This is a genomic window from Corynebacterium gottingense (assembly GCF_003693265.1).
GTDB lineage: Bacteria > Actinomycetota > Actinomycetes > Mycobacteriales > Mycobacteriaceae > Corynebacterium > Corynebacterium gottingense.
In genome coordinates, this window is the sequence record NZ_RDRE01000015.1 from 15,535 (window position 1) to 39,613 (window position 24,079).

At 60.9% G+C, this 24,079-nt stretch carries 21 protein-coding genes and 1 pseudogene; 6 read left to right on the forward strand and 16 right to left on the reverse strand.

Annotation, left to right across the window (positions count from 1 at the left end):
• From EAW56_RS08965 to EAW56_RS09010, 10 genes are all read right to left on the reverse strand, one after another.
• Entirely contained in the window at positions 1-840 is an 840-nt protein-coding gene (locus EAW56_RS08965; protein WP_122086201.1) for a 3-hydroxyacyl-CoA dehydrogenase family protein, read from the reverse strand.
• A gap of 26 nt (positions 841-866) precedes the next feature.
• Positions 867-1,631: an enoyl-CoA hydratase/isomerase family protein gene (locus EAW56_RS08970; protein ID WP_122086202.1), complete on the reverse strand. Its 765-nt coding sequence runs from the start codon at positions 1,629-1,631 to the stop codon at positions 867-869.
• 3 nt (positions 1,632-1,634) lie between these two features.
• A complete protein-coding gene (locus tag EAW56_RS08975; protein WP_095545618.1) occupies positions 1,635-2,831 on the reverse strand; it encodes a thiolase family protein in 1,197 nt (398 codons plus the stop codon).
• 41 nt (positions 2,832-2,872) lie between these two features.
• Positions 2,873-3,655, reverse strand: coding sequence for an enoyl-CoA hydratase/isomerase family protein (locus EAW56_RS08980; protein WP_095545619.1), 783 nt, complete (start codon positions 3,653-3,655; stop codon positions 2,873-2,875).
• 9 nt (positions 3,656-3,664) lie between these two features.
• The gene (gene paaE / locus EAW56_RS08985) at positions 3,665-4,831 is read right to left on the reverse strand and encodes a 1,2-phenylacetyl-CoA epoxidase subunit PaaE (protein WP_122086204.1); all 1,167 of its coding nucleotides are present in this window, start codon (positions 4,829-4,831) and stop codon (positions 3,665-3,667) included.
• Entirely contained in the window at positions 4,832-5,362 is a 531-nt protein-coding gene (gene paaD / locus EAW56_RS08990) for a 1,2-phenylacetyl-CoA epoxidase subunit PaaD (protein ID WP_122086205.1), read from the reverse strand. It lies immediately after the preceding gene.
• A gap of 39 nt (positions 5,363-5,401) precedes the next feature.
• The gene (gene paaC, locus EAW56_RS08995; RefSeq protein ID WP_122086207.1) at positions 5,402-6,235 is read right to left on the reverse strand and encodes a 1,2-phenylacetyl-CoA epoxidase subunit PaaC; all 834 of its coding nucleotides are present in this window, start codon (positions 6,233-6,235) and stop codon (positions 5,402-5,404) included.
• Complete coding sequence (paaB, locus tag EAW56_RS09000; protein WP_095545623.1) at positions 6,232-6,531, reverse strand: 1,2-phenylacetyl-CoA epoxidase subunit PaaB; 300 nt, start codon at positions 6,529-6,531, stop codon at positions 6,232-6,234. Before paaB ends, paaC begins: the two co-directional genes overlap by 4 nt.
• Positions 6,532-6,564: 33 nt before the next feature.
• Entirely contained in the window at positions 6,565-7,560 is a 996-nt protein-coding gene (paaA, locus tag EAW56_RS09005) for a 1,2-phenylacetyl-CoA epoxidase subunit PaaA (protein ID WP_208636503.1), read from the reverse strand.
• Between the two features lie 99 nt (positions 7,561-7,659).
• Positions 7,660-8,106, reverse strand: coding sequence for a hotdog fold thioesterase (locus tag EAW56_RS09010; RefSeq protein ID WP_095545624.1), 447 nt, complete (start codon positions 8,104-8,106; stop codon positions 7,660-7,662).
• Between the two features lie 166 nt (positions 8,107-8,272).
• On the opposite strand from EAW56_RS09010, the gene EAW56_RS09015 reads away from it, so the two are divergent.
• The 4 genes from EAW56_RS09015 (at position 8,273) to EAW56_RS09030 (ending at position 12,766) form a co-directional block, all read left to right on the forward strand.
• Positions 8,273-8,878: a TetR/AcrR family transcriptional regulator gene (locus tag EAW56_RS09015; protein WP_095545625.1), complete on the forward strand. Its 606-nt coding sequence runs from the start codon at positions 8,273-8,275 to the stop codon at positions 8,876-8,878.
• 163 nt (positions 8,879-9,041) lie between these two features.
• A complete protein-coding gene (locus EAW56_RS09020) occupies positions 9,042-10,355 on the forward strand; it encodes an AMP-binding protein (RefSeq protein ID WP_122086208.1) in 1,314 nt (437 codons plus the stop codon).
• Between the two features lie 31 nt (positions 10,356-10,386).
• Positions 10,387-11,733 (forward strand): MFS transporter, encoded by a 1,347-nt coding sequence (locus EAW56_RS09025; RefSeq protein ID WP_122086210.1) that lies wholly within the window; start codon positions 10,387-10,389, stop codon positions 11,731-11,733.
• A gap of 52 nt (positions 11,734-11,785) precedes the next feature.
• A complete protein-coding gene (locus EAW56_RS09030; RefSeq protein ID WP_122086211.1) occupies positions 11,786-12,766 on the forward strand; it encodes a GIY-YIG nuclease family protein in 981 nt (326 codons plus the stop codon).
• A 160-nt stretch (positions 12,767-12,926) separates the two neighbouring features.
• Here the strand turns inward: EAW56_RS09030 and EAW56_RS09035 are convergent, their stop codons facing one another.
• On the reverse strand, positions 12,927-13,859 hold the full coding sequence (locus EAW56_RS09035) for an NAD(P)/FAD-dependent oxidoreductase (RefSeq protein WP_122086213.1): 933 nt from the start codon (positions 13,857-13,859) through the stop codon (positions 12,927-12,929).
• Positions 13,860-14,179: 320 nt separating this feature from the next.
• Between EAW56_RS09035 and EAW56_RS09040 the strand changes: the two genes are divergently transcribed.
• Positions 14,180-16,030, forward strand: coding sequence for a GmrSD restriction endonuclease domain-containing protein (locus EAW56_RS09040; protein WP_122086215.1), 1,851 nt, complete (start codon positions 14,180-14,182; stop codon positions 16,028-16,030).
• Between the two features lie 10 nt (positions 16,031-16,040).
• Here EAW56_RS09040 and EAW56_RS09045 read toward each other — a convergent pair whose 3' ends face one another.
• The 5 genes and pseudogenes from EAW56_RS09045 to EAW56_RS09065 all read right to left on the reverse strand — a co-directional run bounded on the left by EAW56_RS09045 (position 16,041) and on the right by EAW56_RS09065 (position 23,584).
• Positions 16,041-17,132, reverse strand: coding sequence for a DUF3322 domain-containing protein (locus tag EAW56_RS09045; RefSeq protein WP_122086216.1), 1,092 nt, complete (start codon positions 17,130-17,132; stop codon positions 16,041-16,043).
• Positions 17,119-20,454 (reverse strand): ATP-binding protein, encoded by a 3,336-nt coding sequence (locus EAW56_RS09050; RefSeq protein WP_122086218.1) that lies wholly within the window; start codon positions 20,452-20,454, stop codon positions 17,119-17,121. Before EAW56_RS09050 ends, EAW56_RS09045 begins: the two co-directional genes overlap by 14 nt.
• Positions 20,451-21,038, reverse strand: coding sequence for a DUF4194 domain-containing protein (locus tag EAW56_RS09055; RefSeq protein ID WP_122086220.1), 588 nt, complete (start codon positions 21,036-21,038; stop codon positions 20,451-20,453). Before EAW56_RS09055 ends, EAW56_RS09050 begins: the two co-directional genes overlap by 4 nt.
• Positions 21,039-22,511: pseudogene (locus EAW56_RS09060) on the reverse strand (DUF3375 domain-containing protein). It abuts the gene before it with no gap.
• A gap of 230 nt (positions 22,512-22,741) precedes the next feature.
• Positions 22,742-23,584: a hypothetical protein gene (locus EAW56_RS09065; RefSeq protein WP_122086221.1), complete on the reverse strand. Its 843-nt coding sequence runs from the start codon at positions 23,582-23,584 to the stop codon at positions 22,742-22,744.
• A gap of 170 nt (positions 23,585-23,754) precedes the next feature.
• Here EAW56_RS09065 and EAW56_RS09070 point away from each other — a divergent pair.
• On the forward strand, positions 23,755-24,079 hold a 325-nt coding region (locus EAW56_RS09070), incomplete at its 3' end, for an ATP-binding cassette domain-containing protein (protein WP_122086223.1).

Consider the following 24,079-nt stretch of genomic DNA (forward strand, 5'->3'; position numbering starts at 1 on the left):
CTACTCCGAGTAATCGTAGAAGCCCTTTCCGGCTTTTCGTCCAAGCTCGCCGCGAGCAACCATGTCGCGCATGAGCTGCGGCGGGGCAAAGCGCGGACCAAGCGTGGATTCGAGGTACTCCGCAATGCCCAGCCGGACATCCAGCCCAACGATGTCTGTCAGCGCCAGAGGACCAATAGGGAACTTGTACCCCAACACCATTGCGTTGTCGATGTCCTCTGCAGAGGCCACACCTTCTTCGACCATGCGAATAGCCTCGAGTGCGATTGCCACGCCCAGCCGGGAAGACGCGAAGCCTGGCGCGTCCTTGACCACAATGGGTGTCTTGCCTAGGCCCGCAACCCAATCGCGCGCGCTTTCCACCAATGCATCAGGTGTCGAGTCCGCGACAACAATCTCAACCAACTTGGACGCCGGCACCGGGTTGAAAAAGTGGAGACCGATGACGTCATTCTCCACCGACTTGGCGAGTTCGGACACCGAAAGTGAAGAAGTATTCGTGGCAATAACAGCCTTCGGCGCATGTTCGCTTATCGACGAGAACGACTGCCGCTTCAGGTCCAGCAACTCAGGGACGGCCTCGACGACAACCTCGCAGTTGGCAAAATCTGCGGGGTCCGTAGACAACGTCAGCCGTGATGCGTATTCCTCGAAGGTCCCCTCAGCGCCGCGTGCCAAAGACCCCTTGATGTCCTTGTGTATTCGACCCCGCGCGGCTTCAATTGCGTCTTCATTGATGTCTACAACGTGGACGTTCGCCCCGGCGAGGACGAAAGCATGGGCGATGCCGCCGCCCATTCGTCCGCCGCCAAGAACTCCGATGTTGGTGGGCACGCTCATAGGTGGGATCTCCTTAGGTATGGGGTCTACTTCTTCTTGTTCTTTTTCCGGTCCAGGAAAGCCTGCATCCGGTCGAACTTCGCTTCGGACTCGAACAGGATGGCCTGGGCAAGATTGTCTACCTGCGGATGTGCGCCTTCAGGCATGGCCAGAACGGACTTGGTAATGCGCACTGCAAGCGGGTCCTGTTTGCCAATCCGTCCGGCCAGCTCGAGCGCTTCGACTTCGAGCTTCTCCGGTTCTGTCAACGAGGAAACCAGCTGATGTCGCAGAGCTTCTTCGCCATCGAGGACCCGGCCGGCTAACAGGATGTCGCGGGCGAGTGGCTCACCGACCGCAGCACGTAGCCGCCAGGTGCCTCCCGCGGCAGCGATGATGCCCAACCCAGCCTCTGGCTGGCCGAACTTGGCACGTGCGGTAGCTACCCGAAAGTCGGCAGCGAGTGCGAGCTCGAGTCCTCCTCCGAGGGCGTAGCCGTCGATAGCCGCGATGACGGGCATGGGAAGCTTGGCGATCCGGTGGAAGATTGTGTTGTTAATTCCGCGCAGCGCATCATCGCGGCGGCGCTCACGCAACTGCGCGATGTCTGCGCCGGACGCGAAGATCCCATCGGTGCCGACGATGATTGCTACCTGGGGGTTCTCTTCTAGGTAGGCACACACAGCGTGTAGCTCGTCCACCATGGTCTGGTCGATGGCATTTTTCACCTCGGGGCGGGAAAGACGAATGATCAGGGTTGCCCCGCTGTCCTCAACAGTGAGGGCAGAAAACCTAGAAAATTGGTTGCTCAACGTCTACACCCTTTCGATCGCAATGGCGGTACCTTGCCCGACCCCCACGCACATCGTGGCGATGCCACGTTCCGAATCTTCCTGTTCCATGCGGTTGAGCAGGGTGATCGTGATGCGCGCACCGGATGAGCCAAGCGGGTGGCCAAGTGCGATGGCACCGCCCCAACGATTGACCTTTTCCATGTCCAACCCAAGCTCACGGATGCAAGCCAATGATTGCGTGGCGAAAGCCTCATTGAGTTCGATCGCCCCGACGTCGTTGAGATCCCAGCCGGTTCGCTCCAGCACGTTCCTCGTTGCAGGCACCGGGCCCATTCCCATGATCTCCGGTGCAAGACCGACCGCAGAGGAGCCGCGCACTGCAGCGCGCGGTTTCAGGTTGTACTTCTCTACAGCTCGCGAGCTAACGACGAGGATGGCGGAGGCGCCGTCGTTTAGCGCGGAGGAATTTCCTGCAGTCACGACGCTGCCGCCGGCGACGACGGGGCGCAGCTTGGCCAGGACCTCGGTGGTCGTTCCGGGCCGAGGACCTTCGTCTGTGTCCACGACGGTCACATTGCCTTTGCGGTCCTGTACCTCAACCGGAACGATTTCGGAACTGAAGCGACCAGACTTGATGGCCTCGCTCGCCAACTTCTGCGAGCGTACAGCGAACTCGTCAGCCTCTTCGCGCGTAATGTTCTTGACGCGAGCGACCTCTTCGGCGGTCTCAGGCATGGAGAAGGTTGTCTTTTCTTGGTCAGCAAACGTGGGGTTGATGAAACGCCAGCCGATGGAAGTATCGAAGGTTGCGCCGGGCTTGGCAAACGCTTTGTCTGGTTTCTCCATGACCCACGGTGCGCGTGACATAGACTCCACGCCGCCTGCGACGACTACATCGGCCTGTCCTGTCTCCACCATCGCTGCTGCCAGCGAGATCGCGGACATACTGGAAGCACAGAGACGGTTGACCGTGATACCTGGGACGGTATCCGGGTAGCCGGCGAGAAGCCAGGCCATTCGGGCAACATTGCGATTCTCTTCGCCTGCACCATTTGCGTTGCCAATGATCACGTCGTCGACGGCTTCGGGAGGCAAGCCCGCGTCCTCAACGACCGACTTAATCACGAGCGCGGCCATGTCATCGGGGCGTACGGATGAAAGAGCCCCGCCATATCGGCCGACCGGGGTGCGTTTGCCGGAAACTAAGAGTGCATTCATGGGGTGTTCCTTCTATATCAAGTACTGGTTTGCTGTCGTGGCTACGCGCCGCTGAATTTCGGCGTGCGCTTTTCGTTGAAGGCCTGGAAGCCCTCGAAATAGTCTTTTGATGAGCAAAGCTGACCTTGGGCTAGGTTCTCCTGTTCGATCGAGGACCAAAGCCCAGTGCCGTGATCACGAATGGTGTGGACCAGCTTTCTGCTGGCGAGAAATGCCTGGGTTGCGCCGCGTGAGGCTCGTTCAACCCTTTCCCGAGTAAAGTCGAACAGCTGATCTTTGGGGACAGCCCTGGAGAACAATCCCGCCTCTACCGCTTCGGTGCCACTCATCATTTCCCCGGTAACGATGAGATCCATGGTGCGGTGCGCGCCAAGTCGCTCGAAAAACAGTGCGTGACCACCAGAATCGAGCGTGGCCCCGAGGTTGGCAAACGGGGAGCCAACCGTTGCATCGTCAGCCACGTAGACAATGTCGGTGGCGATGGCCAAGCCAAGTCCGACCCCGAGGCACGGTCCGTGTACTGCAGCAAACGTGGGTGCCGGGAACTCGCTCATCTTCTTCAACACGGGGGTGACCTTGTTGGCCAGGTAGTCAGTGGCGTCATCATTGCGAGGGTCGAGTCCCTTGATGTTGCGGCCGGCGCAGAAGCCCTTTCCTTCGCCTCGAAGAAGCAGGGCGCGGACTCCGTGCTCTGCGGCTTCGTCGTAAATCGCCCCAAGTTCAGCGAGGTCATCCTCCCCGAGTGAGTTCATGGCCTTCGGGTTGTTCAGCACGACCTCGGCGTAGTGTTCGCCGTCGTGAGTGTGGATAGTCAGATCGATCATGTTGAGCTCCTATGCGTCGTAGTCAACGGTGATTGATGATCCGGTGGCGTGGGTCTGGCAGGTCAGCACGTAGCCCTGCTCTACTTCGTCGGGTTCGAGGGCGAAGTTTTCGTCCATCTTGTACTCGCCGTCGATGACCTTGGCGCGGCAAGTACCGCACACGCCACCCGCGCACGCGAATGGGACGTCGGACCGCACACGAAGCGCAGCGTTGAGGATGGTCTCGTGCGCGGACACAGGTGACTGGACCTGGCCAGATAGACCATCAAGGGTGAAATCAATCTGGACGTTGTCTCCGTCCGGATCGGCTTCCACCGCGCGACCTTTGTTGCCGTCATTCTTAGTTGGCGTGCCGGTAGTGAACAGCTCGTAGCGGACTTTCTCGGCGTCTACATTCCGATCCGCGAGGGTGTCGCGGCACAGCTGCACTAGCTCGAAGGGGCCGCACAGGAACCACTCGTCCACGCCATCGACGTCGATGACGTTGTCCAACAGTGAATTGAGCTTTTCGTGGTCGATGCGTCCCGAAAACAGCGGGTTGATCCGCTGTTCTCGTGTCAGGATGTGGTGAACGGCGAAGCGTGATGGGAACTTGTCCTTGAGGTCTCCAATCCTGTCCGCGAACATCACGTCGCCGCCGCCACGATTGGAGTAGACAAGTTCCACTGAAGCATCTTCTACGCCACGCAGAACGGCTGTGGCAATTGCCATGATCGGCGTGATGCCGGATCCAGCCGCGATAGCAACGACGCGTGGACGTTCGATTTGACGCAGCTCGTTTTCAACAGCAGTCGGGTCGTTCAAGCCAGTCATGCGGATTCTCGAGGTAAACGCGCCCTGTGGGTTCATCACATCGATCCGGTCGCCAGCTTTGAGCTGCTCGTTGGCCCAGGTAGAGAACTTGCCGCCGAAGTCTTTCTTGATGCCTACGCTCAGAGTTCCACCGGTAGGCGCGGAGCACAGTGAATAGGAGCGCCGCAGCTCCTCGCCGTCGATGGTGGCGCGTAGGGCGACGTATTGGCCCGGTGCGTAGTTGTAGTCGTTGCGTAGTTCCTCGGGGACGCTGAAGCTTACCTCGACAGCTTCGTCGGTGAGCTTCTTCACCTCCGCTACCTCGAGGGAGTTGAACTTGGCTTTCTTGCGCGCCGAGGTTTTGGTGTCTGTGGTGGGAGTCATTTAGTGCACCTTGAAGTAGTCGAAGGGTTCAAAACAGGTGTTGCAGGAATAGAGGGCTTTGCAAGACGTGGAGCCGAAGGGAGTGATCTCCTTCGTGTCATCGGAGCCACAGTGCGGGCACGTGATGCGCGGCGGCGCTCCCAACGTGAGTAGGACCGGTCCGGACGATTGCTCAGCGCGCCCCTGTGGCGGCGCGATGCCGAAGCTACGGAGATTCTCGCGGCCGGTTTCCGTGATCCAGTCCGTAGTCCACGCCGGGTTGAGTACAAGGTCCACCCGAAAATCCTCATAACCCGCCTTAGCCAGTGCCAACTCCACATCGTTGGTGATGTGGCCCATGGCCGGACATCCGGAGTAGGTCGGAGTGATGGTGATGACCGCGGTGTCTCCCTCAAAGTGCGCGTCGCGCAGGATGCCTAGGTCCGCAATTGAAATCACGGGAATCTCGGGGTCGGGAACCTGCGCGGCGACATCCCAGAGCCGCGCTTCGCTTTCGTTGGTGGGGCGGTGAGCCTGTTCGGTGATAGCCAACGATCCTGTCCTTCCGTGGTGGGGTTAAGCAGGGCTTGCTTACCAAGTCGCGCCCGGGTGCTGCCGGGCTAGGAACTGCATCTCGCCGAGGATGTAACTGCGGTACTCGGAGAACCGCCCGGTCCGGTGCCCGCTCATTGCCTGTGCAACGTCGGGGACACCGAGCTCCGCGTGATCCAGGACCGCACTCATCCGCGTATCAAACTCGTCGCGCAAGGAGGATGGAAGCACGCCAATGCCAGCGGTAGCGACCTCGTGGTGGATCGGAAGATCCTCGAACAGTTCGTCCACGTACGGCCACATGTATTCCAGGCCTGCCTGCATGCGGCGCTTTGATTCGTCCGTGCCGAGGCCTAGGCGCAGGACCCACTGGTTCGAGTGATCTACGTGGTACTGCAGCTCTTTTACGGCTTTGGACGCGATGGATGCGATCATGCTGTCCGATGAATTCACCAGCGCGGTATAGAGGCCGTACATGTAGTACGACACAATCAGCTGGCGGGCGATGGTTTGGCCGAAGTCGCCGTTTTCTTGCTCAACGATCGCTGCGGAGCGGAACTCCTCTTCGTTGCGGAAGTAGGCGAGGTCATCTTCGGTCTTCCCGGTTGCGGTGCCTGCGTAGGTATAGAGGAAGCGGGCGTGCCCGACCAGATCGAGAGCGATGTTGCCCAGCGCGATGTCTTCCTCCATCTCTGGAGCGCGCGAGATCCACCAGCCGAGACGCTGGGCGAGGATCAGGGCATCGTCGCCCAGCATTGTGGCGTACTGGGCGGTGACGCTACTGGCGACCTTGCCAGAAGCGCCCACGTCCTCCGGTGTGATCGCGTCGCCTTGCGTCTGCTTCGTTGCAGAATCTTGGGAGGTGAAACTCATAGGTGCGGCACCCCTTCAGACTTTTCAAAGTATGTGGCGTGGCGATACGCCTTACCGTTAGAAGACTCGAAGAAGCCTCCCTTGGAGTCGGGGTCGGAGGCGCTGATCGCTTCGGATGGGACTACCCATACCGAGGTGCCCTCGTTGCGGCGGGTGTAAAGATCGCGCGCATTACGTAGCGCCATGGTGTCATCGGCGGCGTGCAGCGATCCAGCGTGAACGTGTGAGAGGCCGCGATTAGAGCGGACAAATACTTCGTACTGGACCCATTCGTTGCGGTCTGTGCTGTTGCTCATGGGGGTTCCTGTCTTTTCAAATAGGGGCAATTGCTAAACGACGAGCGCGTGGTCCGTCGCTGCCTTACGCTTCGCGTACGCGGCGGCTGCCTCACGGACCCAGGCGCCGTTATCAAAGGCTTCCCGGCGACGCTTCAGGCGTTGGGAGTTCAGCGGGCCGTTGCCCTTGATGACGGATTTGAATTCGCTCCAGTCCAGCTCGCCATAGTCGTAGTGACCTCGTTCCTCGTTCCATTTCAGGTCCGGGTCCTCGAAGGATAGGCCAAGAGCTTCCGCCTGCGGGACAATCATGTCTACAAATCGCTGACGCAGCTCGTCGTTGGAGAAACGCTTGATGTTCCAGGCCATGGACTGCTGGGAGTTTGGCGAGTCCGCGTCCGGAGGGCCGAACATTTGGAGCGCAGGGCCGTAGAAACGGTTGATCGCCTCCTGGGCCATCTGTTTCTGCTCGGGCGTGCCGTGCGAGAGCTCGTACAAAATCTCCCAGCCCTGGCGCTGGTGAAATGATTCCTCTTTGCAAATGCGAACCATCGCGCGTCCATACGGCGCATACGAAGCACGGCAAAGCGGGACCTGGTTGCAGATCGCAGCGCCATCGACAAGCCAGCCGATCGCGCCGATGTCTGCCCAGGTTCGGGCGGGGTAGTTGAAAATGGAGGAGTACTTGGCGCGACCTTCGAGGAGTTGGAGAACAAGTTCATCGCGTGAGGTGCCAAGGGTTACTGCAGCAGAGTAGAGATACAGGCCGTGACCTGCCTCGTCCTGAACCTTGGCCATGAGGATCGCTTTGCGCTTGAGCGATGGCGCTCGGGTGATCCAGTTGGCTTCGGGCTGCATGCCAATGATCTCGGAGTGAGCGTGCTGGGAAATCTGGCGTGTCAACGTTTTCCGGTAGGCCTCAGGCATCCAGTCTGTGGGCTCGATGCGAGAGTCCTCTGAGATGAGCTGGTCAAAGAGGGCTTGCCCGTCAGCCGCTACCTGCTGGGCGGCTTTTGTTTCTGTCACGGGGGAGAGGTGAGCGGGGGTCATCGAGTCCTCCTCGAGTGTGAATTACTAACCGATCGTTCGGTAAGTCTATGTCGGTACACGTGTGGCGTCAACCACATTGGAGGAATGGGGAGTGAGGAGCTACTTTTCTGTGGGCGGACGAGACGTGGTGCGCGACATTCCACGGAATTCTGCGATGGCGCGTTCGCCGTCGTAAATGGTGACGTCGGTAAGTCCATTACGGCCCCAGGTCTGGGTTTGGCGGGCGACGCCGCGCAGGGTGGTGCCGATCTTGCCTGGGGCGATGAAGTGGATATTCACCTGGGAGGCGACGGTAGGGGTCGCAGTTGTGGTGTTGCACGCGCCGGCGAAGAGAGCATCTGCGAACGTGAACAAGATTCCACCTTGGATGGTGTCAAAGCCATTGCACATTTCCTTGGTGATGGTCATTTCACCTTCGGTATGGTTTGGCTCCACCTTTGTGATGGTGATGCCGAGAAGGGCAAGCGAATTATCCTGCTCATACATCGATTTCACCTGCTCGGTGTCTGGTGTGAACATGACATTAGGACCAAAGATCGTGTGCATGGTGTGTCCTCTGAGGTATTGGCTGGGTTGTTAATTGCGTAAGCATAGAGAGATTGAAGGCGGTGTGCGCAGGATTTGGGGAACTGTAGGCTCGACGTGTTGGGCAGGCGGGAAGTGCTCTTAGGATGGGTGGTGTTGAGGAAATAGAGATGAAAGAGGATTCGACGTGGGGCAAACGGATACTTCGCCTGGGCGCGGGCGTCCCGGCTATACCAGGGACGAGGTAATCGCTGAGGCGATTGATGAATTCTTGGACCGGGGGTATGAGGCGACATCGATGGGAAGTTTGGCTCAGCGGTTGGGGGTGTCAAAGTCGGCGATTTACCACCATGTTTCCTCTAAGGAGCAGCTCCTCGAAGAGGCCACGACGGTTGCCCTCGATGCGCTTTCCAGTGTGGTTGACCAGGCGCAAGGTCTTGATGGGGGGATCGAACACAAGCTGCGGTTTCTCATCGACGGTGCGGTGAAGGTTTTAGGGGAGCGGCAGGCCGAGATTGCGCTTTTACTACGTCTCCGGGGGAACTCCGACGTGGAAAAACGTGCGCTTGACCGTCGCCGCGCGATCACAGGGACGATGGTCGAACTAGTCGCAGAGGGGCAAGAAGCGGGGGTAATTCGAAGCGACATCTTGCCAGGCGTGGCGGCGAGGCTGATCTTTGGTGTGGTGAACTCGATGGTGGATTGGTACCAGCCGCAAGGGGAGTCGCCGCTGGATGAATTGGCCGATATGGTGCAGCGTTTTGTATGGGAGGGGGTCTCCTGTCGCAGATAGCGAAGCCTTTTTGAACGAAAGGGGTGGTGTGCATTGCAAATCATTTTGAAAATGTTCTGGAAAACACTCACTTCGCGATGTAGCCTAACTCACAAGGAACTGACCGATTGGTCAGTAAACATTGGCCGGTGCCATCCGGCTACAGCGAGAAAGGTGCATCTCCTTGACTGCAAACTACGACATCACTTCCACATACGCCGGCCCTTCGACCTCGATTGAGTACGCCTCAAGGGACGAGATCACAGCGCTCCAGACAGCCCGTATGAAGAACACGCTGCGCCACGCGTACTACCACGTTGACCACTATCGCAATGCGTTCGATGAAGCGGGGGTGCACCCCGACGACTTCAAGGAGCTTGCTGACCTCTCCAAGTTCCCGCTGACGGACAAATCTGACCTGCGTCGAAACTACCCGTTCGGAATGTTTGCAGTGCAGCAGCACCAGATCGCCCGCGTCCACGCTTCTTCCGGCACGACGGGCCTGCCCACAGTGGTTGCTTACACGCACAAGGACGTGGAAACCTGGGCAGAACTCATGGCGCGGTCCCTGCGCGCGGGCGGTGTCCGACCCGGCGACAAGGTGCAGGTTACCTTCGGGTATGGACTTTTTACCGGCGGACTTGGTGCCCATTATGGTGTGGAGAAGCTTGGAGCAACCGCCATTCCTACCTCAGGTGGCCAGACGGAGCGCCAGATCCAGATCATGCGCGACTTTGAGCCAGACGCCATCCTCGGCACGCCCTCGTACATGCTTAACGTGCTCGACCGGATGCGCGCCGAAGGGCAGGATCCGCGTGAATCGTCGCTACGCGTCGGCATCTTCGGCTCTGAGCCGTGGACCCAAGGTATGCGCGAGGAGCTGGAAAACGGATGGGGCATCGACGCAACCGACATTTACGGTCTGTCCGAGGTCATGGGGCCGGGTGTTGCGCAGGAGTGCATCGAGACCAAAGACGGTCTGACCATTTGGGAGGACCACTTCTACCCGGAAATCCTGGACTTGGAAACTGGACAGCCCGTTGAAGACGGTGAGTTCGGCGAGCTGGTTGTCACCCCACTGACCAAAGAAGCATTCCCTGTCATCCGGTACCGCACCCACGACATCACCCGATTGCTTCCAGGAACAGCCCGCTCGATGCGACGCATCGACCGCATTTCTGCGCGAAACGACGACATGATCATCCTTCGCGGCGTGAACTGTTTCCCCAGCCAATTTGAAGAGATCATCACTGAGGATTCCAAGCTGCGACCGCGCTACCAGTGTGTACTTGACCGGAAGGGCCGCATGGACAACCTCACTCTCGTGGTCGAACATTCGCCGGAAGCGAGTGAGGCTGACATTGAACTGTCGTCGCGGACTTTGAAGAAAGCCATCAAGGACCGCATCGGAATCACGGTAGATGTAGTGATCAAGCCACACGTGGATACCGGCGAAGGTAAGGCGAAGCGCCTGGTGGACAACCGCCCGAAAGGGTAGCCCCTGAGCAAACGGCCCGAAAGGACCAACAGTGACAACTTCACCCAGAAAAGAATCCAGCCTCATCGCAAATGAGCCAACCACACGCGAGAAACTCACGAATGAGCATAAACGCGTACTGGGTGGTGCTCTCGTCGGCACCACGATCGAGTGGTTCGATTTCTTCATTTACGCCCAAGCAGCGGGATTGATTTTCGCGACGCAGTTTTTCAACCCCGTTTCGAATGACTCCCCGGGGCTGGCGCAGATTATCGCGTGGGCCTCACTAGGCATCTCCTTTCTCTTCCGCCCGTTTGGTGCGATTATCGCTGGCCATCTGGGTGATCGTATGGGACGAAAACCTGTCCTGGTCATCACGCTGATGGGTATGGGGATAGCTACGTTTCTCATGGGGCTCTTGCCGACGTATTCCGCGTGGGGCATTGCAGCGCCAATTCTTCTCGTGGTGCTGCGAATCATCCAAGGCATGTCTGCTGGTGGGGAGTGGGGCGGTGCTGCGCTGATCGCGGTCGAGCACGCACCCGCGCTGCGGCGTGGCTATTTTGGTGCCTTCCCGCAGCTCGGTGTCCCACTAGGAATGATGCTGGCGACCATTATGATGCTGACGCTAACGGCAGCGATGTCACCCGAGCAGTTTGAAGCGTGGGGATGGAGAATCCCATTCCTTTCGTCGTTGGTGCTCATTCTGGTTGGATTCTTTATCCGAAAGAGCGTCGAGGAATCTCCGGTGTTCACGGAGATCGAAGAGTTGCGCGAGCGCTCCTCCGCGCCGCTCAAAGATCTCTTTGCTGGGCATTCAAAGTTGGTGGGTCTGTGCGCACTGATCTTCGCAGGTAACAATGCGGCTGGGTACCTCGTGATTGCATTCTTCGTGTCGTATGGGTCAAAGGTGCTTGGCTTTCCGCGTGCAACGGTCCTAGGAATCATGCTGCTGGCGAGCGGCGCATGGTTCCTCTCAACGCTCATCGGCGGTTTGCTCTCTGATGTAGTGGGGCGAAGGACCATCTTCATCTGGGGCTACCTTGCACTGATCTTCTGGGCGCTCCCAACGTGGGTGCTCGTTGACTCGGGGCAAATCTTTCTGTTTGCGATGGGCACTATCGTGCTCGGGAGCCTGCTCGGGTTCACCTACGGTGGCCAGCCGGCGCTATATGCGGAAATGTTTCCAGCTTCTGTACGTCTCTCCGGTTTGAATATCGGGTACGCCCTGGGCTCGATTATTGGTGGTGCGTTTGCTCCGATGATCTCGCAGATGATCTTGGAACGCAGCGGTAACGCAATCTACATCGGTGTGTACATCGCTATCGTGTGTTTGATTTCCCTCCTCGGCGTTCTCGGGGTTCAGAAGGGCATTCAAGGACGGAGCCTGAGCGAGTAGATCGTTCCTGATTTCGGCTGAGGAGGCCTGCTATCCGTGACATGCTCGGAACATGAGCATCGAGTTTGAGCAGGCGTCTTTCCGTGGCACGGCGTATCAGGTGGATGACCTCGATTCGGTCGCGATCCTGTTCGCGGGGAAGGAAAAGCGCGGTATCTATCGGCTGAGCTTTGAAAACGGTGAGGCCTACGTCGGGCAGGCCGTAAACGTCGTCCGAAGGTTCGCCAACCACCACCGTCGATGGGATGACATCGTGGGTCTCGAATTCTTCCCGGTGCCCGAGCCCGAACCGCTGCTGGCGGCAGAGCGCATCCTCATCGCAGAGACCGAACGCGTGAGCCCGGTGCGCAACGTGGTGGATACGAAGCGGCCGCGCGGCGACAAAGACTACGTCATCGAGGTGACCGAAGGCAACAGCGTATCCCTGCCGTGGGACCGTTCGAAGCGGACGGCGGTGTCTGATCTCGTGCAGCCGGCTTCCCGAGCAAAGTTTTTCAAACTTGCTCGCCGCCCCGACTACTTCTTCACCCGCGAGATCGCCGGGTGGTTTATTCATGAGACGATTCCGGCCCCGGTGGCCACAGAAGGAAAGCTCTGGACCGCGACGGTAATGCCCTCGACCAATCGGCAGCGCGACTACTTCCGCACCTTCTGCATCAGCACGGGGAACATCGAGGTGATGGTCGGGGAGATGTACGACGGAGAGCATCCGCAGGTGTGGATCAACACCGAGCGGAACGAGGATCTGCAGAAATACTACGGGGACCACGACGGCTGGCAGGTCGACGAGGTCGACTACCCGATTGCGGAAACAACGCGGTGGACCTTCAACGCCTACTTCCTGTACGACATCCTCGCAGGTACAGAGGATTTCCCTGCTCGCGACGCGATGGTGGAGAGCGCGTACGCCCTCAACGTCCGGATGATGCGGCACGGAGGCACGATGTACCGGCGCTTCCACAGTGCGGAGCTCGCGACCGATCTACTCGGTGCGGCAGCGAAGTGGGGAAACCCGGAGTGGTGTACCCCATGAGGCCAGCCGCTGCGAGAACCTTAAACTTTGGTGGCTTAACCTTTCGCGTCTGGCAAAACGTGAAACCTTAGGCCCCTAAAGTTTCACGTTTCCCGAAACCTCAAAACTTCTCACGGTAAAATTACGTCGCAATCCAGCCTGCGCAGCGCAGGTGGCGCGCCTAGAGCCCCGCGACATCCTCCGCCAGCATCGCCTGGTCAACCTTGATGCCCACGGCCGCGCCCGCGCCCATCGCCTGCGGCACCTGATCCGGCGAGCTCACCACGTTGCCCGCAGCCCAGAGCCCGCTTATCGACGTCCCACCGCCGTCCACCCGCACCCAGCCGTCAGGCGTGCCGTCGACGGTGGCGCAGCCGGCCTGCTTGAGCAGCGCGTCGTTGGGGAGGAAGTCGGGGCCGGTGAAGCAGGCGTTGAAGGCGGTGGCGTTGTCGCCGGCGCGCACGAGCACGTCGGTTGCGGAGGCGGCGTCGGGGTCCACGCGGGTGACTGGGGCGTCGTTGATGGTGGCGCCGAGGGCGTGGAGGAGGTGGCGGGTGGCGTCGTCGAGCGAAAGCCCGTTGGGGAAGAAGGTGAGGCGGTCGGTCCACTTGGTCAAAAGCTTTGCAGCGTTCACCGTAAACGGCGGATTCGCGCCGCCGATCAGCGCGATGCTGCGGCCGCGGACCTCCCAGCCGTGGCAGTAGGGGCAGTGGAAGACGCGCGTGCCCCACAGTTCCCGCAGGCCAGGGACGTCGGGGAGTCGGTCGGTGATGCCAGTGGCGACGACGACGTGGCGAGAGCGGAGCGTCTCGCCCGTGGAGAGCGTGGTGCGCCAGCCGCCGTCGGCGGGGGACAGGGCGTCCGCGGTGGCGCGCACGAGGGTGCCGCCGAAGGATTGGAACTCGGCGAGACCCCGATCGCGCAGCTCCATTGGCGGCACGCCGTCCATGCCGAGGATGCCGTGGGCGTGTTCGCTGAATCGATTGCGGGGCTGGCCTGCGTCGATGAGCGTGACCTGGCGGTTGGCGCGCGCGAGCGTGATCGCCGCGGCGGTGCCGGCGAATCCGCCGCCGATGACGGCGACGTCGGTGCGGGCGTTGTCAGTGTTCGGCATGCGGGGTCCTCTTTCGACGGCGTGGTTTGGGCTGGTCCATACGCCACCGTAGCGATATGGGGGCGCTGCAAACGGAGCTAGCTCCATCTACAACAGCGCCGACCGTAAAACCCCAGGTCGCGGTCCGGCTGTTCGGCCAAACGGAGCTAGCTCCTTTTAGACCCGCCTTGCCAACCCTCCCCAGATGAAGGAGAGATCGGAGCGTCGTGAAGTCTCGACGTTGTGCGCATGAGAGAAGTTTCTTGCTCCGGCCAGTTTGCGCGATGCCAATGGGATAACCTGGTCAGAGACATGTCACCATAAGCGGAGGAGTTTCCCGAATGGGTTTTCAGACCCCGATGATCGAGCTCGAAAAGTTTCTGGAGCGGACTAACAACGGGACGATCCAGTTGCCCGATTTTCAGCGTGGCTACAAGTGGGACGAAGAGCGAGTCCGTCAGCTGCTGATTACGGTGTTGCGTGGGCATCCGATGGGCGTAGTCATGCTCTTGGAAACTGGAAATGACCAGGTTCGATTTAAACCGCGAGCAATCGAGGGGACAGAATTTCCGGATGGAACGAAGCCACACTTTTTGCTTCTCGACGGGCAGCAACGACTCACTTCTCTGACACAGGCATTGTCTGGTGACGGTGTGGTGCAAACCAAGGACTCCAGGGGAAAGCTCTTCGATCGTCGTTTCTTCGTGGACATCAACCTGGCTGTGGAGGATCCGCAGAACATTGAAGATGCGGTGATCGCCGTGCCTGCGGACGGCAAGGTTAAAAAGAATTTTGATCGAGATGTTGTACTCGACGTGAGCACGCGTGAGGCGCAGCAAGAGCAGGGGTATGTTCCGATTACTTTGCTCTATGACTCGGAGGAGTGGTTTTCCTGGGCCATGACAGCGCCGAATCCGGAGGTCGTCCAGCGCTTTGGAAGCCTCTTTGTGTTCCCAGCAAAGAGCTACAAGCTTCCCGCTATCGAGTTGGATCGGGAGACGGATAAAGCAGCTGTTGCCACGGTATTTGAGAAGGTGAACATTGGAGGTCTTCCTCTCAACGTTTTTGAGCTCCTCACCGCAGTGTTTGCAGGTGACGCGGAGTACTACGCAAGGACGAACAGTGATTTCCGGTTGAATGATGACTGGCAGGAGACGCGTCAGTACTGGGCGCAATACCCGGTTTTGCATAAGGTGGAAAACACCGACTTCCTCCAGGCCGTGACCATGCTTGCGAGTTTGAAGCGGAAGCGAGAAGCCACGGAAGGCAGCAGAAAGATCGGTGTCACCGCAAAGCGCGAGGACGTGCTGAAGCTCACGCTTTCCCAGTACCTAGACTGGCGCGATCAGCTTCGCGACGCATTCATTTGGGCAGCGGATTTTCTCGCAGACCTGCATATTTTCCAGGCAGCTGACGTCCCGTACTTGAAACAGCTCGTGCCGTTGGCGGCATTGCGCGTCGAACTTGGTGCTGATGCGGACCTGCACCAAGTGCGTGCGCGCTTAGTCAAGTGGTACTGGGCTGGTGTCTTCGGAGAACTATATGGCAGTGCTATTGAAACGCGTTTCGTCCGAGACCTTGAAATGGTCCCGGCTTGGGCACGCGATGCTTCGGCACCGACTCCACGTACGGTAGCGGATGCGAACTTTGTAGAATCCCGTCTGCACTCGATGCGGACTCGGAACTCTGCAGCGTACAAGGGAATTATGGCGCTGCTTATGGGGAACGGATGCATTGATTGGATGGAAGCTAAGACGTTTGGTGCGTACCAGTATCAGCAGCTTGCTGTTGACATCCACCACATTTTTCCGCAGGACTGGTGTAAGAAGAACGCGATTGATATTGAGCAGCGTGAGTCGATCGTGAATAAGACGATGCTCAGTGCACGAACGAATCGGATAATTGGCGGCGTCTCCCCGTCACGTTATTTGTCTAAGGTGCAGGAGAAAGCGCAGCTCAACGCAGAGGAAGTTGACGAGATCCTTGCCACCCATCTGGTCTCGCCGGAAGCACTGCGCAACGACGAATTCGAGTCATTTTTCTCTCACCGCCGTGAGGCTCTGTGTGTTCTGGTTGAAGAGGCCATGGGCAAGGCGGTGCCACGGGATGTGGCTGATGGCCGAGGCGAAGAAGACTCGACGCACTTCGAGCGTATCGACGAGGAGTTGGAAGAATTGGAGAAATCCCAGTAGTGCCTGTTACCTACACACCCCGCAGCCGCTCCACCGCGTAGCCGAAAACGATGCGTTCCTGTTCGATGCGCAGGCATCCGCCTGCGGAGTGGCTGCGCAGGTAGTCCAGGGCATCGGCCTCCCCAGAAGTAAGTCGCGCCGGCGCAAAGCGGCTAGGACTCGGCTCTTCGACGGCGAGTGCGTCGTGGTCGCGGGCGGTGTCCAAATCCATGAGCACGGACCGCGTGTGCGGCAGGTGTGCGCGCACGAGGTCAAGGATGTAGAAGCCGTAGGAGTCTAAGTCTCCCCAGTACAACACCTCTTTTGAAGCAAGCCAAGGCAGCTGCTTCGCCAGCACTTGCGCGCGCAGGCCGCCACCGAAGATCGCGACGGTGTCCGGCAGCTCCGGCAGCGCAAGGAACGTCTGGTGGTTTTCCACGAACAACACGCGGCCCCCGGGCAGTGCCTTCAGCTCGGAAAGAGGGCACGACCAGTGCCGCACCCCGCAGAATGACGCGTCCGGGTCCAAGCTCCGCAGCTCCACCAGGACGGGCTTCTCGCGAAATCCCAATTCGCCGACAACGGCATTCAGTACCGCGCGGTGGGCCTCCACCCACTTAGAATCCACGCCGAAGATCGGGAGTTCACGGACGTAGTAGTCAGACGCGTCGTGGGTGCGCAGCCACCGCACTACGCTGACAAAACGGGCGACGGTGGCATCATCCCACGACTCCCACGCTGCAAGCTTGCTTATCAAAGGGCTACGGACGTCGGCGCCAAGTGAGGCGGCAAAGCCGTCGAGCAGCGTGTTGATGCGCAGCCAATGCTCAGCGCGACCGGCAACGCGGGCAGCAGTGGCGGGGCTGTCCAGCACTACGCGCGCCGGGAGTGCGTAGGTGCCCAGGTAGCCGAGCTTCTTCTCCTCCCACTCCGCGGTGATGCGGCTGCGCTTCCATTCCTGGATCCAGGCCTGCACCGCGCGCCCCTCGTCAAGCTCGGCGGCGCGGCCCGTCGGTGGCTTCAGGTTCACCGTAAGCGGCGAGAACTCGCCGGCGAGCCAGGCCCGGTGGTTGCGGGTGTAGAACGTCGCTGCGCGGGTGCGCACCTGGTCACAGGTTTTCATCCAGGGCCTCCTCGATGGTGAGGCAGCTGGTCTGCGAGTGCTTGCGGTCCGGGCACTCCACCATCAGCACGCCGCCGATGTAGTCCTGCACCGTCTGCAAAAGCTTCTCGGGCGTGGCGAGGATCATGTGGAATCCGAACTTGCGGAATGCTCCCATGGCCGCGCGCGTGAACTCGGCGTCGGCGCGGTCGAAGGCTTCATCCAGCACGATGGTGCCAAAGCGGGGGTACATCGCATCCTCAACCTCGACCACGGATTTGTTCGCTTGCGACGGGTTCGCGCCCATCCCCGTGAGCCGGTAGCGCAGCGCGGCGGCGAGGCAGAAGGAGGAGAGCTTCTGGGCCTGGCCGCCGGAGAGTCCTTCGGCAGAGTCGTATACCGCGCCGCGGACGCCGTCGGTGCCGTACTCCACGCCCAGGAACTTCACGTGCTGACGCGTGTCCAGGCGCAGCTTCTGTTCGCGGGCGCTCGTGGTGTCGGAGATCGTGACCGCCTCGATCACCTCGCGGATTGTGTGGAAGCGGCGCTCGCTGTCCTCTAGATCGGCCTCGTTGATCATGCCGTCGAGCGTGGCGTCGATAAGCTCGATGAACTTGCGGGCGATCTGCGGCTGCGCCTCGCGGACCTCAATTTGCAGGTGCGTGTCGGGGTAGAACTCGACCTGTGCCAGGGAATCGTTGATGGTTTGGATGGACTTGCGCGTATTGCTCGCGGCCTCGCGGATGAGGCGGCGGAGGCGGCCGAAGTGCGTGCGCGTCTGCTCCTGGAGGAGGTCCTTGAATTCCTGCTCAAAGCTCGGCAGGTTCTCGGTTTCGAGGCGGTCCAACTCGGACAGGAACGCCTGCTGGTAGCTCTTGTCCGCCTGCAGGTCGCCCTTGCGGCTCTCCCACTTGTGCAGGTAGCGGTGCATTGCGTCGAGCATCCGGCTCTCGCACTTGAGGTCACGGCGGTTGAGTTCGTCGAGCTCGGCGGTGATGGCCTTGCGCAGCTGCTCGTGCACGCGGTCGATATTCTTCTCGTCGATGGTGCCGGCACGCTTGGACAGCCTGCCGTGGACCTCCTCCGGTGGGGCTCCGCGCTCGAGGCGCGCCTGAGCCTCGGCAAGCGCCTGTTCCGCCTGCTCGAGCTTTTGGCGCAGCCCGCCGCGCTGTTCAATCAGCCCGTTGAGGTGGCCTTGGGCCTGGCCCAGTCGCTTCTCGCGGACTTTGAATTGCTTCTTCAATTCGGCGACCTCCGCGTTGCCGTCGGTGAGCCGGTCCACCAGCTCCTGCGACTCTGCGAGCAGGCGGGCCGCGGTCGCGGTGTCGATCTCGCTGAAATCTGTTGTCTCTTGGAGACGCTCCACCGTGGAAATCTGGTCGCGGGCCGTCTTCATACGGCGCTTTGCGGTATCGCGCGCCTGCTCCGCCTGCGCTAGCTCCTTGCCCACGCGTTGCAGCTCTACGTGCAGTGCGTCGATCTTGTCGTCCAGGTTGCCCCACAACACCCACGTGCTCGTGTCGTCGATGCGCCGGCGGTCGTCCTTCACGTGGTCCGCTTCGCTGTGCTTGACCTGGCCATTGCGGGTTACCGCGCGACGGGCGCGCCGGAACTCATCCAGGGACTCGCAGCACTGGTGGTCGAACCGGCGGGCGAGCTGCGACTGCACCCAGTTGTAAAAGCGCCCGTCGGCCACGTCGATCTTCGTGCCGAGCGTGCCGTGTTGAAAGCTCCGGGGCGCCGCGAACTCCTGCTCCGGTGTGATGCGGGTGTACTGCAGCTTTGCGCCAAGGTGCGTGGCATCAATAGCTGTCGAGACTGCGCGGTAGTGCTCTTCGGGTACCAAGAGTGTGCGGGCGAACCCGCCCATGACGCGCTCGGCCGCGCCCTGCCAGGCGCCTTCGCCTTGACTGACAGAGATGAGGTCGGCCACAAACGGCAGGTCTTTCTCGCGGATGCCGGCCGCGTCGGCGATTATGGCGCGAGCTCGCAGCAGCCGAGAATCCATCGCTGAACTGTACTTGTGCAGCGTTTGCAGCTCGGTCTTGAAGGCTGTCTGGGTCTCCTGCAGCTTGCCCACGAGCTGGATCGCGGTGGTAGCTTTGGCGTCTTCTGCGTCGTGCTGCGCGCACAGGTTGTGCAGGTCCTTTCCCAGCTGGTGTGAAATGCGCGCAAATTCCTCCGCTGAGCCAGGTGGCGTGAGTTGGAGCACCCGCAGCCGGGAGGCGAAGGCTTCCGCGGCCTTGTTGACCTGGTCGAGGCGTGTGCGGCGGCTGTCGCGGGTCATTTCGGCCTTGGCCAGGCCGGTGTCCTGTTTGCCGTCGATAAGCTGGCGCAGCTCCTCGCGCTCGCTGCGAAGCGTTTCTACTTCAGCCTCGCCGGCCGTGATCGCGCCGCCTAGCGCTTCGAGGTCGTTGCGGTGCCGCTCGCAGGCGCGCTCGGCGAATTGCGCCTTCCAGCCGAAGACGAAGGGGTCGAGCCACGCCTGTTCCTCGGCCACAACCGCGGTGGCACGGGCGATCTCCTCGCGAGCATGCGCGGCTTCGCGGACGGGAACGAGGTGCTCGATCTGCTCACGCGCGTTTACCACTGCGGTGTAGGCGCCGTGCAGCGCGGTGAAGTTCTCGGCCGCCTGTTTGGCCACGGCAAACGTGTCGGGCTCCGGAAGCATGAAGGTGCGCATGAGGTGGTTGAGATCCCCCAGCGTCTTCGCTGATTGCGTGCGGTGCAGGAGCTCGAGCGCGCCACTGTCGGCGATGCCCAGCGCTCGCTGCAGCGCGGCGATGAACTGCGGGTGCTTGCGCCCCACGTTCAGCGCATCGCCGTAGTCCTGCTTCGCCTGCGTGATCGGCAGGTTCTTTACCGCAAGCGTTTCAAACTCCGTGAGATCCGCATCGCGCGGCAGTAGCAGATACAGGTCCGTGATGTCCTGGTCAGCGTGCGCGTTGGCGGCGAGGAACATGAGCCTGCAGGCGGTGATCGTCTCGCCCGTGCCGTTTTCGTAGCGGAGGAGCACGCCGCTCCAGGTGGCGCCGTTGCGGAGGTACGAGCGGGTGAGCTCATCCAAGTCCTCGGAGTGTTCGCGGCGCCACGCTCCGCGGCAGTACGTGATCATGGTGCGCCCGGAGCGCTTTTGGTTGTCCGCAGCGGCGTTGAACGAGCGCTTGCTCGGCGGGACCAGGATGGCGGAGATGGCGTCGATGAGCGTGGACTTGCCGGAGCCGGAGGGGCCGGTGATGAGGTAGCCTTCGCGGGCAATGTCGACGCTGTGCAGGCCGTTGAAGGTGCCCCAGTTGTAGACCTGGACACGGGAGAGGCGGAATTGGCCGGGGATGGTGGTCATGGCTGCTGCTCCAGAAGGGTGCGGAAGGATTCGGTGATTGCGGCGATTTCCTCGCCGGAGAAGATGATGCGCAGGACGGGGGAGACTTCGTATCGGCCTTCGGTTGGGGTGTCGATGACGATGGAGTTCCGCTTCATCTTGTTCCACGACGCCGTGAACTGCTTGCGTGGATTCGACTTATCAGTTGCGGATTTCCCCTGGTAAGGAACGGTGGCCTCGAAGACTTCGTCCTCGTTCACGATCGTTCGCTCGGTGGGGCTGGTGGAGACGAGCTCGCGCCGCAGGTGCAGAACTATGACCGTATCCATGAAGGTCAGCGAGGTCTTGCGCAGCATCGCGCGCTTGTCGGGGACGTCCACCTCCCACGCTTTGGTGTAGGCCACGCCCGCGTCATCGTCCACGATGAGCGTGAGGAAGAGGTTGTCCAGCTGCTGCGCGAGCACTTCGCGAGACCCGGACACGGTCTGAAACACCTCCGGCGTCTTGATGCTGGACACGTACGGGCCGCGGATGAGCTCCGCGAGCGCCCTGCGCTGCGGGCCGGTGAGCGTACCGGTGTCGCCGTCGTAGAGTTTGTTGTCCATTTATGGCCGTCCAATCGTGGTGTCGAATTCAAACCGTTCGTATCGCGCGCGCAGCCTCGTGCCGTCCGCGCGCGTCCAGTGCAGCAGCTCGGTGCCGTCCCTTCGCTCGCCGTGCCTGCGCGCAAGTTTGATCAGCCCCACCACGCTCGCAAGCCCCTGGGTCGCAGGGTGCGCGGAGAGCACATCGCTTATCGACGCCCTGCCATCTCGCTCCACCACATCGTTCACCGCCCCGCGCAGCTCCTCCCAGTCGATCTCGTTCTCCCGGATGCGCTGGCGCATCGCCTCCATATCGATCGACCCCTGCTCATTGATCTCCATGCCGCGGTCGATCTTGTACTCCATCGGGTCGTGCAGCTTCCAGCTGGACAGTGACGTCGGCTGCATCGTTGTTAACTCCAACTCAACACCGACTGGGCTGTGGGTGCCGATGCCCTCCTGCGCGAGCTGCAGCGCCATCTGCTGCGCGGCGTTGATCGACTTGATCAGTGCCTGCTGGGACTCGGCTTCACGGGATTGCACAAAGCGTCGTAAAGAGCGCGAAAGGTTGGTCATGGAATCGTGGACTTGGCCTGACGACACGTCCAGCGTGTCCACTAATTGGCCCAGCTCAGCGCGCTCCATCGGCGAGAGCTTACGCACGAAGTCGCGCGACAGGACGGTACTCACGGTGGCGTCGAGCTGCTTCGACTGCTCCGGGTCCAAGAAGACCTCGTAGAAACCGCTAAACGCTTTGCCAGCCTCGGACTGCGTGATGAGGTCCACGCCACGGAACACGTTTTCCAGCACGTCGCGCGCGTGAAGCTTCTCCTCGACGATGGACTCACGAAGCGCCCGGTCCACGTCCTCGATCTCCTCGCGCACCCGCGAAAAATCGGTGGGAAGGTCGCTGACCAGCGACAGGATCTCTCGCGCCTTCTCCACCGCTTCCTCGTCCGAGATGGAGACAACGCCGTTCATACGAACCTAGTCGATCCGGTGTTGGATCGCATCGCGCTGCGCCTCCAACCTGCGGATCGCGTTCGCCTCGTCTTCGTCGGTTTCGGCGGCGAGGTCGCGCAAGCCAGTAATGAGGGTGCTCAGCCGCGACTTTGTCACCGACCGCTGCGGATTGGTGAGCTGCTGCACGTAGTCGATCGCCACGTGGGCGTCGGTGGACAACTCGTACAGTTCCTCGCGGGTGCCCTGCGGGCTGCGGCGCACCAAGTACCCATCCTTGACCCAGTCATTGATGTAGGCGACACCGGTCTTCGGCAGCTCCATGTCGGTCTGCTCCCGGATGTCCACCAGCATGGCGTCGACGGCGAGCGCGAGATCGGAGCCGGCGACCTGGCGATTATCCCCTTCAAACACCGACCGCAGGATGGCTAGGACGGCGGGGGCATTCTTCGCGCGAAGTATCACCCAGGCCGGGTTCGTGGTGGATAGCCTGAGCTGCTCAAGCGTCGTGGCAACCACTGAGATGCTGTTCATGCCCTCAATCTAACAACGGCACCGGACATGACCTGCGGTTTTCTCGAACGGGTGGGCGGTTGGCCTCGATGGAGCTAGCTCCATCTACAACAGCGCCGACCGTAAAACCCCAGGTCGCGGTCTGGCTGTTCGGCCAAATGGAGCTAGCTCCGTTTGCACCAGCGCCGCCCCTGTCGCCTGGCCTGGTGAAACGCCCACGAAACGCCAGCCAAGCCATCCAAGCCAGCCAACTACCCGCCCATCCCAGACTTCCACGCCGCGAGCGTCGCGTGCAGCGGGCGCGGCGCGAAGTTCACCGTGTACGCCCCCGGCTCCGCCTCCGCCTTGAAGCACAGCACGCCGCTGTTGGTTTGCCCGTGCTCAAACGTCAAGTTCAAGTGGTTGAAACCGGGCGCGTAGCTGGGCTCCACGGTCTTCCCGCTCGGCATCGTGAGCATGAAGTCGCTCTTGGAAATCCACAGCTCGTCATTGGTCATGTTGAGGAACGACACGTCGTGGCAGAGGATGTTGTCCTCGCCGTATTTCCCCATGTCGCGCACCGGCCCGACGCCGATGCGCATGCCCCCGACATTCGCCACCTCGCCGGCCTCGAGTGGCGTGAGCTCGAAGGCGCTTTTCGACGGAGCCTCCATCCCCCTCGGACTCACCGGAACCGGATCCTGCACCCTGGAATTTGGATCGAAGTCGTCCGGGCGGTACATGGCGGGCTCCTCGCCTGCCTCCTTGGCTTGCGAGATCCGCTCATCCACCGCCCCGAAATTCGGGAACTCAGCCTCTGCCGTCGGCGACTGCTCCCGACCCTCCGTAGTCTCCGCCCCGCTGGGGCCATCGGTCATCGAGGTGTAGATCAACCCGATCGCCCCGGCCACCGCCAGCGCCAACACGATGACGACCCACCAGTTCTTGAACTCAAACAGCGTTCTTTCCTCCGGGTCGGAAGGGACATCGTCGCGCCAGTGCTGCCCCGACCCGAACTCGCCAGGACCGAACACACCGGACCCACCGGCCCCGGGCTGGTTCGAACTCGGCTGGTACGAGAAGTTCTTGTACGGATTCGGGTTCTTGCTGCTCATGTGCTGGTCCTTTCGGGAGGGCCGGCGAGGCCGCGCCGGGCGCGGCAACGCTTCGAACACCCCTCACAGTACCGGCCGGCGCGCCCCCGCACTCGCCCATGACAATTGTCATGCCCACCTCATGACAAAAACCAGTGCGCGCTGAGTCGCCCATACATAGGCTGCGAATCATGTCCACCGCAGCAGTCGCTTCCAGCTCCCGCCCCGTCGCCATCCACGTCGCGGACGTGACCAAGACGTTCACTCCGAGTGGCAAGCATCCGGTCCACGCGCTGCGCGGCGTTTCCTTCGACGTCCGTGTCGGCGAGATCGTCGCTCTACTAGGGACGAACGGCGCGGGTAAGTCCACGCTCATCGACATCATCCTTGGGCTCACCACGGCCACGTCGGGCCAGGTGAGCGTCCTTGGCGGCACACCCAAGCAGGCTACGGGGAACGCGCGCATCGGCGCAGTGATGCAAACGGGAGGCCTGCTCACGGACATCACCGTCAAGG

Coding starts and splice junctions, on each gene's coding strand:
- EAW56_RS09030 (WP_122086211.1), top strand. CDS start 11,786: ATGAGCATCGAGTTTGAGCAGGCGTCTTTCCGTGGCACGGCGTATCAG.
- EAW56_RS09045 (WP_122086216.1), bottom strand. CDS start 17,132: ATGAAAACCTGTGACCAGGTGCGCACCCGCGCAGCGACGTTCTACACC.
- EAW56_RS08965 (WP_122086201.1), bottom strand. CDS start 840: ATGAGCGTGCCCACCAACATCGGAGTTCTTGGCGGCGGACGAATGGGC.
- paaA (WP_208636503.1), bottom strand. CDS start 7,560: ATGACCCCCGCTCACCTCTCCCCCGTGACAGAAACAAAAGCCGCCCAG.
- EAW56_RS08980 (WP_095545619.1), bottom strand. CDS start 3,655: ATGATCGATCTGACTATCCACACTCACGACGGCGAACACTACGCCGAG.
- EAW56_RS09040 (WP_122086215.1), top strand. CDS start 14,180: ATGGGTTTTCAGACCCCGATGATCGAGCTCGAAAAGTTTCTGGAGCGG.
- EAW56_RS08975 (WP_095545618.1), bottom strand. CDS start 2,831: ATGAATGCACTCTTAGTTTCCGGCAAACGCACCCCGGTCGGCCGATAT.
- paaC (WP_122086207.1), bottom strand. CDS start 6,235: ATGAGTTTCACCTCCCAAGATTCTGCAACGAAGCAGACGCAAGGCGAC.
- EAW56_RS09065 (WP_122086221.1), bottom strand. CDS start 23,584: ATGAGCAGCAAGAACCCGAATCCGTACAAGAACTTCTCGTACCAGCCG.
- EAW56_RS09035 (WP_122086213.1), bottom strand. CDS start 13,859: ATGCCGAACACTGACAACGCCCGCACCGACGTCGCCGTCATCGGCGGC.
- paaE (WP_122086204.1), bottom strand. CDS start 4,831: ATGACTCCCACCACAGACACCAAAACCTCGGCGCGCAAGAAAGCCAAG.
- EAW56_RS09050 (WP_122086218.1), bottom strand. CDS start 20,454: ATGACCACCATCCCCGGCCAATTCCGCCTCTCCCGTGTCCAGGTCTAC.
- EAW56_RS09055 (WP_122086220.1), bottom strand. CDS start 21,038: ATGGACAACAAACTCTACGACGGCGACACCGGTACGCTCACCGGCCCG.
- EAW56_RS09010 (WP_095545624.1), bottom strand. CDS start 8,106: ATGCACACGATCTTTGGTCCTAATGTCATGTTCACACCAGACACCGAG.
- paaB (WP_095545623.1), bottom strand. CDS start 6,531: ATGAGCAACAGCACAGACCGCAACGAATGGGTCCAGTACGAAGTATTT.